This window comes from Mizugakiibacter sediminis, assembly GCF_000953855.2.
Taxonomy (GTDB): domain Bacteria; phylum Pseudomonadota; class Gammaproteobacteria; order Xanthomonadales; family Rhodanobacteraceae; genus Mizugakiibacter; species Mizugakiibacter sediminis.
Genome location: NZ_DF970211.1, coordinates 18286 through 29146, shown reverse-complemented (window position 1 = coordinate 29146; position 10861 = coordinate 18286). Strand labels below are relative to the sequence as shown.

10 protein-coding genes are annotated in these 10861 nt (G+C 70.4%); all 10 read left to right on the top strand.

The annotated features are described in order from the left end of the window. The first annotated feature begins 27 nt into the window (after positions 1–27). Positions 28–906, top strand: a complete 879-nt coding sequence (tsf, locus tag MBSD_RS09645) for a translation elongation factor Ts (protein ID WP_062537135.1) — start codon at positions 28–30, stop codon at positions 904–906. A gap of 132 nt (positions 907–1038) precedes the next feature. Further along, the gene (gene pyrH / locus MBSD_RS09640) at positions 1039–1761 is read left to right on the top strand and encodes a UMP kinase (RefSeq protein ID WP_062537134.1); all 723 of its coding nucleotides are present in this window, start codon (positions 1039–1041) and stop codon (positions 1759–1761) included. Between the two features lie 112 nt (positions 1762–1873). Next, entirely contained in the window at positions 1874–2431 is a 558-nt protein-coding gene (gene frr / locus MBSD_RS09635) for a ribosome recycling factor (protein WP_062537133.1), read from the top strand. Positions 2432–2683: 252 nt separating this feature from the next. Then, entirely contained in the window at positions 2684–3442 is a 759-nt protein-coding gene (uppS, locus tag MBSD_RS09630; RefSeq protein ID WP_272898338.1) for a polyprenyl diphosphate synthase, read from the top strand. Positions 3443–3453: 11 nt separating this feature from the next. Then, positions 3454–4305: a phosphatidate cytidylyltransferase gene (locus tag MBSD_RS09625; protein ID WP_082306589.1), complete on the top strand. Its 852-nt coding sequence runs from the start codon at positions 3454–3456 to the stop codon at positions 4303–4305. After that, complete coding sequence (locus MBSD_RS09620; RefSeq protein ID WP_062537132.1) at positions 4302–5480, top strand: 1-deoxy-D-xylulose-5-phosphate reductoisomerase; 1179 nt, start codon at positions 4302–4304, stop codon at positions 5478–5480. Before MBSD_RS09625 ends, MBSD_RS09620 begins: the two co-directional genes overlap by 4 nt. 17 nt (positions 5481–5497) lie before the next feature. Continuing rightward, positions 5498–6853 (top strand): RIP metalloprotease RseP, encoded by a 1356-nt coding sequence (rseP, locus tag MBSD_RS09615; protein ID WP_425478102.1) that lies wholly within the window; start codon positions 5498–5500, stop codon positions 6851–6853. Positions 6854–6914: 61 nt separating this feature from the next. Beyond that, positions 6915–9272, top strand: a complete 2358-nt coding sequence (gene bamA, locus MBSD_RS09610) for an outer membrane protein assembly factor BamA (protein ID WP_062537130.1) — start codon at positions 6915–6917, stop codon at positions 9270–9272. A gap of 91 nt (positions 9273–9363) precedes the next feature. Further along, on the top strand, positions 9364–10395 hold the full coding sequence (gene lpxD / locus MBSD_RS09605; protein ID WP_062537129.1) for a UDP-3-O-(3-hydroxymyristoyl)glucosamine N-acyltransferase: 1032 nt from the start codon (positions 9364–9366) through the stop codon (positions 10393–10395). Further along, positions 10388–10855, top strand: a complete 468-nt coding sequence (gene fabZ, locus MBSD_RS09600; RefSeq protein WP_062537128.1) for a 3-hydroxyacyl-ACP dehydratase FabZ — start codon at positions 10388–10390, stop codon at positions 10853–10855. The genes lpxD and fabZ overlap by 8 nt, the downstream gene beginning before the upstream one ends. Positions 10856–10861: the final 6 nt, after the last annotated feature.

Below are 10861 nucleotides of genomic sequence, written 5' to 3'. Positions count from 1 at the left end.
GCGCCGCCATCCATGAGGTTCCAGGCAATGACGATTACCGCGAACATGGTCAAGGAGCTGCGCGAGCGCTCCGGGGCCGGCATGATGGAGTGCAAGAAGGCGCTCACCGAGAACGGCGGCGACATCGACGCCGCGATCGAGTGGCTGCGCAAGCAGGGCCTGGCCAAGGCCGACAAGAAGGCCGGCCGCGTGGCCGCCGAGGGCCGCATCGTCGCCGCGCAGCAGGGCGGCAAGGCGGTGCTGGTCGAGATCAACTGCGAGACCGACTTCGTCGCCAAGGACGCCAGCTTCCTGAAGTTCGCCGACGCCGTCGCCGGCATCGCGCTGGCCTCCGGCGCCGCCGACGTCGACGCGCTGAAGGCCGCGGCCTACCCCGGCGGCGGCACCGTCGAGGAAGCCGCCAAGGCGCTGGTCGCCACCATCGGCGAGAACATCCAGGTGCGCCGCATGGCGCGCGTCGAGGCCGACGGCATCGTCGGCAGCTACGTCCACGGCGGCCGCATCGGCGTGCTGGTCGCGCTGAAGGGCGGCAACGACGAGCTGGCCAAGGGCATCGCCATGCATGTCGCGGCGATGAACCCGACCTACGTCACCCCGGAGCAGGTGCCGGCCGAGATCGTGGCGAAGGAGAAGGAGATCGCCCTCGCGCAGATGACCGACAAGGACAAGCAGAAGCCCGCCGACATCCAGGAGAAGATGATCCAGGGCAAGCTGCGCAAGGTGTTCTCCGAGATGTCGCTGACCGGCCAGGCCTACGTGCTGGACACCGCCAGCACCGTCGCCGACGTGCTGAAGAAGGCCGGCGCCGAGGTCGTCTCGGTGGCGCGCCTCGCCGTCGGCGAAGGCATCGAGAAGAAGGAAGAGGATTTCGCCGCCGAAGTGATGAAGCAGGCCGGCCTGGCGTAAGCCCTCTTCCGCGCGCGGCGCCCCTCCGGCAGGCTAACGGGGCGCCGACGCGGACAACCCGAGCCGCTCGTGCGAGCCTGCCGGCCACGAGCGGCTTTTTTTGCGCCCGAGAACCGTCCAAGGAACCGAGCCATGCCCGCCGAGATCAAGTACCAGCGCATCCTGCTCAAGCTTTCCGGCGAAGCCCTGATGGGCGACGAGGACTACGGCATCGATCCCAAGGTGCTGCGGCGGCTGGCGGCGGAAATCATCGAGGTGCAGAAGGCCGGCGTGCAGGTCGGCGTGGTGATCGGCGGCGGCAACATCTTCCGCGGCGCCGGCCTGGCGGCGGGCGGCATGGACCGCGTCACCGGCGACCACATGGGCATGCTGGCCACGGTGATGAACGCGCTGGCGATGCAGGACGCGCTGGAGAAGCTCGGCGCCTACGCGCGCACCATGAGCGCGATCAAGATCAACGAGGTCTGCGAGGACTACATCCGCCGCCGCGCGATCCGTCACCTCGAGAAGGGCCGCGTCTGCATCTTCGCCGCCGGCACCGGCAATCCGTTCTTCACCACCGATTCCGCCGCCGCGCTGCGCGCGGTGGAGATCGGCGCGCAACTGCTGCTCAAGGCGACCAAGGTCGACGGCGTGTACAGCGCCGATCCGAAGAAAGTCAGCGGCGCGGAGCGCTTCGAGCACCTCACCTACGACCAGGTGATCGAGCGCAAGCTGGCGGTGATGGACACCGCGGCGATCGCGCTGTGCCGCGACCACGGCATGCCGCTGCGCATCTACGACATGGGCCAGCCCGGCAACCTGATGCGCATCATGCGCGGCGAGCCGGTCGGCACCCTGGTCGACTGCGGCTGATCCGCCGCCGCTCCCGTCCGCCGCCTTTCCCGCACCGTCCGTCCGGCGCCCCGCGAGGGGCGCGGGCGAGTTGCTATACTCCGCCGATTGACTGCGTCCACCGGGGATTCCCATGCTCAACGACATCAAGAAAGATGCCCAGACCCGCATGGGCAAGAGCGTCGAGACGCTCAAGCACGAGCTGCAGCGCCTGCGCACCGGCCGCGCCAGCACGGCGCTGGTCGAAAGCCTGCGCGTCAGCTATTACGGCTCCGAGGTGCCGGTGAGCCAGGTCGCCACCATCGCCGTCGCCGACGCGCGCTCGCTGACGATCACGCCCTACGAGAAGCAGATGGTCGGCGTCGTCGAGAAGGCGATCCTCGCCTCCGACCTCGGCATCACCCCGACCACCGCCGGCACGGTGATCCGCATCAACCTGCCGCCGCTCACCGAGGAGCGCCGCAAGGAGCTGGCCAAGCACGTCAGCCACGAAGGCGAGTCCGCCAAGGTGGCGATCCGCAACATCCGCCGCGACGCGATGCAGCACGTCAAGGACCTGCTCAAGCAGAAGCAGATCACCGAGGACGAGGAACGCCGCGCCGAGGACGAGGTGCAGAAGCTGACCGACAAGTACATCAAGGAAGTCGATGCGGTCGTCAAGGCCAAGGAAGACGAATTGATGGCCCTTTGATGGACGCCTGTGCGCGCGACAGCGCCTCCGCCGCGATGATGCCGGCAGCACGACTCCCGCACGGGGCTTCCCGTTCCCCTCGCCTCCGCACGGAGGCGAGGGCAAGGGATGAGGGGGCGCGCGCAGCGCGCGCTTTGCGCTCCGTCGCGCCCGGCCGTCCTGCGGACGGCCCCCCCTCGCCCCGCCGGGGAAAGGGAGGCAGAGGCTCCCGTGCGGGTGAGGGAAACCGCAACGTCAGGGGCGAAGACTGACGTGAACGCCGCCACGCCCGCCGGCAGCGCGCCCGCCGCGCGCATTCCGCGCCACGTCGCCATCGTGATGGACGGCAACGGCCGCTGGGCCGAGCGGCGCCATCGCCCGCGCAGCTTCGGCCATCGCGCCGGGCAGAAAGCGGTGCGCGAGGCGGTCGAGTTCTGCCTGCGCCAGCGCATCGAGGCGCTGACCTTGTTCGCGTTCTCCAGCGAGAACTGGCAGCGGCCGCAGGACGAGGTCGGCGCGCTGATGGAGCTGTTCCTGAAGGCGCTCGACAAGGAAACCGACGAACTGCACGGCCACGGCGTGCGCGTGCGCTTCGTCGGCGAGCTCGGCGCGTTCGCCGAACCGCTGCGCCAGCGCATGCAGGCGGCGATGGCGAAGACCGCGGCCAATGCCGCTTTGGCGCTGAACGTCTGCGTCAACTACGGCGGCCGCTGGGACATCGCCCAGGCGGCGCGCCGCGCCGCCGAGGCGGTGGCGCGCGGCGAACTCGCCGCCGAGGCGATCGACGAACACACGCTGGCGCCGTACCTCTGCCTCGCCGACCTGCCGCCGCCGGACCTGCTGATCCGCACCGGCGGCGAGCACCGCATCAGCAACTTCCTGCTCTGGCAGATCGCCTACGCCGAGCTGCACTTCACCGACACGCTGTGGCCGGACGTGGACCAGGCCTGCCTGCAGCGCGCGCTCGACGACTACGCCCGCCGCCAGCGCCGCTACGGCAAGACCGGCGCGCAGGTCGCCCAAGCCTCCTGACCCGGACGACCATGAAGCAGCGCACCCTCACCGCCCTGATCCTGACGCCGCTGGCGATCGCCCTGATCCTGCTGCCGCCGACGCCCGTGTTCGCGCTGGTGGTGGCGGTCGCCTTCCTGCTGGCGTTGTGGGAATGGACCCGCCTCGCCGGCTTCCGCGGCCGGCGCGCGCGCGGCGCGATGATGGTCGGCTATGCCGCGCTGTTCGTGCTGCTGTGGATGCTGCGCGCGACGCCGCTGTGGTGGGCAACCATTTTTGCCGGCCTGGCGTGGTGGGCGCTGGCGCTGCTGTGGCTGCGCCACTACGCCTTCGGCGCCGCGCCGACGCGCGAGAACGGCTGGCTGAAGCTGGGCGCCGGCGCGCTGGTGGTGCTGCCGGCGTGGGCGGCGCTGGCGCAACTCCACGGCAGCGCCTCGGACGCTGCGCTGGCGCGACTCCACGGCGGCGCAGCGGACGGCCACTGGTGGACGCTACTGGCGCTGATGATCGTGTGGGCGGCGGATACCGCCGCCTATCTCGCCGGCAGCCGCTACGGCCGGCGCAAGCTGGCCCCGCGCATCAGCCCCGGCAAGACCATCGCCGGCGTCTGGGGCGCGATGGCCGGCGCCGCGCTGATCGCGCTGGTCGGCGGCCCGCTGTTGGGCGCCGGCGGCCTTGCCTTGGCCGGTCTGGTCGCGCTGGCGCTGTTCACCACCGCCATCTCGATCGTCGGCGACCTGTTCGAGAGCCTGATCAAGCGCCACGCCGACGTGAAGGACTCCGGCGCGCTGTTTCCCGGCCACGGCGGCCTGTTCGACCGCCTCGACAGCGTGTTCGCCGCGCTGCCGGTGTTCGTGGTCGGCAAGACCCTGCTCCACCTATGAGGCGCGTCGCCGTCCTCGGCGCCACCGGTTCGATCGGCGCCAGCGCGCTGGACGTGATCGCGCGCCACCCCGGGCGCTTCCGCGTCGACGTGCTCAGCGCGCATCGCAACGTCGACGCGCTGGTCGAGCTGTGCGGGCGCTTCCGCCCCGAGCTGGCGCTGATCGCCGATCCGGCGCTGGAAGGCACGCTGGCGCGCAAGCTGAAGGCTGCGGGCCTGCGCACCGAAGCCGCGGCCGGTGCCGACGCGCTGGCGGAGGCCGCGGCCGGACCGCTGTGCGACACCGTGCTGGCGGCCATCGTCGGCGCCGCCGGCATGGCCTCGACGCTGGCCGCGGCGCGCGCCGGCAAGCGCCTGCTGCTGGCCAACAAGGAATCCGCGGTGATGGCGGGGCCGCTGCTGCTGGACGCGCTGCGCGTCGGCGGCGGCGAGCTGATCCCGGTCGATTCCGAGCACAACGCGATCTTCCAGTGCCTGCCCGGCGGGCGTCCGCCGCTCGCGCGCGCCGGCGTGCGCCGGCTGATCCTCACCGCCTCCGGCGGGCCGTTCCGCGGCCGCACGCGCGCGGAGCTGGCCGGCGTCACGCCCGAGCAGGCCTGTGCGCATCCGAACTGGCGCATGGGCCGCAAGATCTCGGTCGATTCCGCCACGCTGATGAACAAGGGCCTCGAGGTAATCGAGGCGCACGTGCTGTTCGGCGCATCGCCCGACGCCATCGACGTGGTCGTGCACCCGCAGAGCCTAGTGCACTCGCTGGTCGAGTACGCCGACGGCTCGGTGCTGGCGGAGCTCGGCAATCCCGACATGCGCACGGCGCTGGCGCATGCGCTGGCCTGGCCGGAGCGCATCGAGGCCGGAGTCGCGCCGCTCGACCTCGCCGCGCGCGCGCAGCTCGCCTTCGAGCGTCCCGACCTGGAGACCTTCCGCTGTCTGGCGCTGGCCTATCAGGCGCTGCGCGCCGGCGGCGACGCGCCGGCCCTGCTGAACGCCGCCAACGAGGTGGCGGTGGACGCGTTCCTCGCCGGCACCCTGCCCTTCCTCGCCATCGCCGAGGTGATCGAGGCGACCCTGGGGGAACTGCCGCCGGCGCCGGTGGTCGATGCGGAAACGCTGATTCATCGCGATTTAACCGCGCGAGACACCGCCCGCCGTATCATGCGACGGGCCTTCTGCTGATCCCACGCATGAGCCAATTGAGCCATATCGCCGGTTCCGCTTGGTGGCTGCTGGTCACCCTCGGCCTGCTGGTGACCTTCCACGAGTTCGGCCACTACTGGGTGGCGCGGCGCTGCGGCGTCAAGGTGCTGCGTTTCTCGGTCGGTTTCGGCCGCGCGCTGTGGTCGCGGCTGGGACGCGACGGCACCGAGTACGTGGTGGCGATGATCCCGCTGGGCGGTTACGTGAAGATGCTGGACGCGCGCGAGGGCGACGTGCCCGCCGCGGAGCGCACGCAGGAGTTCACCGGCAAGCCGGTCTGGCAGCGCATCGCCATCGTCGCCGCGGGGCCGCTGTTCAACCTGCTGTTCGCGGTGGCGGCGTTCTGGCTGATGTTCGTGGTCGGCAAGCCCGACTACCTGCCGCTGGTCGGCCGCGCCGAGGCGCTGGCCGCGCAGGCGGGCTTCCGGCCCGGCGACCGCGTCGAGGCCGTCGGCGACACGCCGGTCGCCAACTGGACCGATCTCGGCCTCGCCCTGGCCGACGCCGCCGCGGCGCGCCGCGCCGTGGCGGTGCGCGTGCAGGCGGCGGACGGCAGCGAGCGCGTGCGCACGCTCGCGCTGGACACGCTGCCCTCCGATCTGGACGAGCGCGCGCAGATCGCCCGCATCGGCCTGGTGCCGCAACAGATCCTGATCCCCGCCGTGATCGGTGCGGTCGAACCCGGCAGCGCCGCCGCGGCGGCCGGCCTGCGGCCGGGCGACCGCATCCTGCGCGTGGGCGGCCGCGCGCTGCAGGACTGGAGCGATCTCACCGACGCGATCCGCGCCGAGGCCGCGCCGGGCAAGCCGCTGGCGATCGAGATCGCGCGCGGCGCCGACCGCATCACCGTGCAGGCCATGCCGCGGCAGGAGAAGCAGGCGGACGGCAGCACCCGCTTCATGCTCGGCGTCGGCGCGCAGCCGGTCGACGCGCACTACGACACCGTGCTGCGGCGCGGGCCGCTCGCGGCGCTGCCGGCGGCGATCGGCGAAACCCGGGACCTGACCGGGCAGACGCTGGGCATGCTCGGCCGCATGCTCACCGGCCACGCCTCGCTGCAGAACCTGTCCGGCCCGATCACCATCGCCAAGTACGCCAACGCCTCGGCGCAGATGGGCCTGGCCTGGTTCCTCTACTTCCTCGGCATCATCTCGCTCAGCCTGGCGATCATGAACCTGCTGCCGATCCCGATCTTGGACGGCGGCCACCTGCTGTATTACCTTATCGAGCTTGTTAAGGGCAGTCCGGTAAGCGAACGGGTCGTGCAGGCGGGGCAGTACGTCGGCATGGCGCTGCTGGCGGCGCTGATGGGGCTGGCGTTCTACAACGACATCCTGCGCCTGGCCTCGTGATCCGCGGCCTTTCGTCGCGGCCTCGTGCCGCGTTCCTGCGCTCCACCCTCTGGATACGACGATGAAGCGAATCGCCGCCCTGATCATGCTTGCCTGTCTGGCCGCCAAGGCCCGCGCCGCCGGCTTCGAGCCGTTCGTCATCGCGGACATCCGCATCGACGGCCTGACCCGCATCTCGGGCGGCACGGTGTTCAGCTACCTGCCGGTGGAGAAGGGCGACACGCTGACGCCGCAGCGCGCCGAGGACGCCATCCGCGCGCTGTACAAGACCGGCTTCTTCAGCGACGTCGAGATGGAGCGCCAGGGCGACATCCTGGTGATCAAGGTCAAGGAGCGGCCGTCGATCTCGCGCCTGACCCTGCACGGCAACAAGGACATCAAGGAAGACGACCTGAAGAAGGGCCTGAAGGAGATCGGCCTGGCCGAGGGCGACACCTTCGACCGCATGTCGCTCGACCGCGTGCGCCAGGAACTGATCCGCCAGTACTACAACCGCGGCAAGTACAACGTCTCGATCGAGCCGCACGTGGTGCCGCTGGACCGCAACCGCGTCGCCATCGACATCGAGATCCGCGAGGGCAAGGCGGCGCGGATCAAGGCCATCAACATCGTCGGCAACCAGGCCTTCACCGACAAGCAGATCCGCGACGATTTCGAGTCCGACACCACCAACTGGACGTCGTGGTACTCGAAGGACGACCAGTACTCGCGCGAAAAGCTGTCCGGCGACCTGGAAAAGCTGGCCTCCTACTACCTCGACCGCGGCTACGCCGATTTCCAGATCGACTCGACCGAGGTCACGATCAGCCCCGACAAGCGCAACATGTACATCTCCGCCGGCATCAAGGAAGGCGAGGTGTACACGATCAGCGACGTCAAGCTGCTCGGCAAGCTGATCCTGCCGGAAGACGCGCTGCGCCGGCTGGTGCAGATCAAGCCGGGCGACACCTTCTCGCGCCGCAAGATCGAGCTGTCCACCGACGCGATCACCGCAGTGCTGTCCAACATCGGCTACGCCTTCGCCAAGGTCACGCCGGTGCCGAAGCTGGACAAGGAGAAGCGCACGGTCGACCTGACCCTCTACGTCGAACCCGGCCAGCGCGTCTACGTGCGCCGCATCAACTTCAAGGGCAACACGCGCACCGAGGACGAGGTGCTGCGTCGCGAGATGCGCCAGCTCGAGGGCGCGTGGTACTCGCAGGCGGCGATCAACCGCTCGAAGATCCGCCTGCAGCGCCTCGGCTACTTCAAGACCGTCGACATCGAGAACCAGCGCGTGCCCGGCACCGAGGACCAGGTCGACCTGAACGTCAAGGTCGAGGAGCAGGCCTCGGGCAGCCTGATGTTCGGCATCGGCTACTCGCAGGTTTCCGGCGCGATCATCAGCGTGTCGGTGTCCGAGAACAATTTCCTCGGCACCGGCGACAAGGTGTCCGCCACGGTCCAGCACAGCAGCTTCTACGACACCACGTCGCTGGGCTACTACAACCCGTACCTCACCGACAGCGGCATCGGCATCGGCTACAACCTGCGCTACAGCAAGCTGGACCAGGCCCAGGCCAACCTCGCCAACTACACCGAGAACACCGCCAGCGCCTCGAGCTACCTGTCGATCCCGGTCAGCGAGACCGACACGATCAACGTCGGCCTCGGCGTCAGCAAGACCAAGCTGAACGTCTTCCCCGGCCTGACGCCGCAGTCGTTCATCGACTACCTGATCGGCCTCAACCACCTGACCATCCACACCGGCAGCCTGACCGCCTCCTACGCGCACGACACGCGCAACAAGTACTTCTCGCCCACCCGCGGCGGCATCTATTCGGTGTCGACCGAGGTCGGCCTGCCGGGCTCGACCGTGCAGTACTACAAGGTGACGGGCCTGGCCGCGCACTACTTCCCGCTGCCGAAGAACTTCGTGTGGATGCTGTCCGGCACGCTCGGCTACGGCGACACCTACGGCCGCGACAGCAACCTGGCATTCCCGTTCTGGCAGAACTTCTACGCCGGCGGCGTCAACGACGTGCGCGGCTTCCGCGACAATACGCTGGGCCCGCGCGTGTGCGTCGGCGGCACCACCACCGTGCCCGTCAACGGCCGCTGCGCGAGCGGCAGCTTCCTCGACGCGCAGCCGGTCGGCGGCGCCTTCAAGGTGCTGGCGACCAGCGAGCTGTACCTGCCGCTGCCGTTCCTGAAGAACACCGATACCGCGCGCGTGTCCTGGTTCGTCGACGTCGGCAACGTCTACGCCAACTACAACGCCTTCAGCGCCAGCGAACTGCGCGCGTCCACCGGCCTGTCGCTGCAGTGGCAGGCCCCGGTCGGCCCGATCCGCATCAACCTGGCGTGGCCGGTGCGCGACAAGCCCGAGGACGCGCCGTTCATCGAGCGCCTGCAGTTCACCTTCGGCTCGCAGTTCTGAGACGGGCCCGCGGCCGGGCCGCGGGCGTGAGGCAGGGGAGCAGCATGAGCCAGCAGCGCACGCTTCGTCGTCGCCTGCCCGCGGTGCGCGCATGAGCGCCGCGGTGCGCCATCGCCTGGACGCGCTGGCCGCGCGCTTCGGCCTCGAACTGCGCGGCGACGGCGCGCGCGAGATCGCCGGCGTCGGCACCCTCGCCGAAGCCGGCCCCGCGCAGCTCGGCTTCCTCGCCAACCCGCGCTATGCGGCCCAGCTCGCCGCGACGCGCGCCGGCGCCGTGGTGCTGCGCGCCGAGCACGCCGCCCTGTGCCCGGTGCCGGCGCTGATCGCCGCCGACCCCTACGTCGCCTACGCGAAGATCGCCGCGCTGTTCGAGACGCTGCCCGCGGCGGCGCCGGGCGTGCACCCCAGCGCGGTGGTCGCCGCCGGCGCGCGCGTCGCGCCGACAGCCAGCGTCGGCCCGCTGTGCGTGATCGAGGACGGCGCGGCGATCGAGGACGGCGCCGTGCTCGGCCCGCATTGCGTGATCGGCCCGGACTGCACCGTCGGCGCGCAGTCGCGCCTGGTCGCGCGCGTCACGCTGGTTGCGCGCGTCACGCTGGGCAAGCGCGTGCTGGTGCATCCGGGCGCGGTGCTCGGCGCCGACGGCTTCGGCCTCGCCTTCGAGCGCGACCACTGGATCAAGGTGCCGCAGCTCGGCGGCGTGCGCATCGGCGACGACTGCGAGATCGGCGCCAACACCACCATCGACCGCGGCGCCCTGGACGACACCGTGCTGGAGGAGGACGTGCGCCTGGACAACCAGATCCAGATCGCGCACAACGTGAAGATCGGCGCGCACACCGCGCTGGCCGGCTGCGCCGCGGTGGCCGGCAGCGCGAAGATCGGCCGCCACTGCCTGATCGGCGGCGGCGCGGGCATCCTCGGCCATCTCGAAGTGGCGGATCGGGTTACGATCACCGCCATGAGCCTGGTCACCCATTCGATCCGCGAGCCCGGCGAGTACTCTTCGGGCACGCCCCTGGAACCGAACCGCCGTTGGCGGCGCAACGCGGCCCGCATCCGTCATCTCGACGAACTGGCACGCCGCGTCGCCGCACTGGAAAAGGACAAGCATGATGAATGACCGCGCCCCCGCCGCGCTGCCGCTCGACGTCGAAGGCATCCAGCGGCTGCTGCCGCACCGTTACCCGTTCCTGCTGGTCGACCGCGTGGTCGCCCTGGAGCCGAACGCACGCATCACCGCGCTGAAGAACGTCACCGTCAACGAGCCGTTCTTCCAGGGCCACTTTCCCGGCCATCCGGTGATGCCGGGCGTGCTGATCGTCGAGGCGCTGGCGCAGGCGTCCGGCCTGCTGGTGCAGCTCTCCGCCGGCCCCGACGGCAATCGCGACAATCCCCTGTTCTATCTGGTCAAGGTGGACAAGGCGCGCTTCAACGCGCCGGTGGTGCCGGGCGACCAGCTGCTGCTGGAGGTCGCGCTCAAGCGCATGATCCGCCGCATGGGCATCTTCGAGGCGCGCGCGCTGGTGGACGGCAAGGAAGTCGCCAGCTGCGAGCTGATGTGCGCGGAACGCGGCGACTGAGCGCGT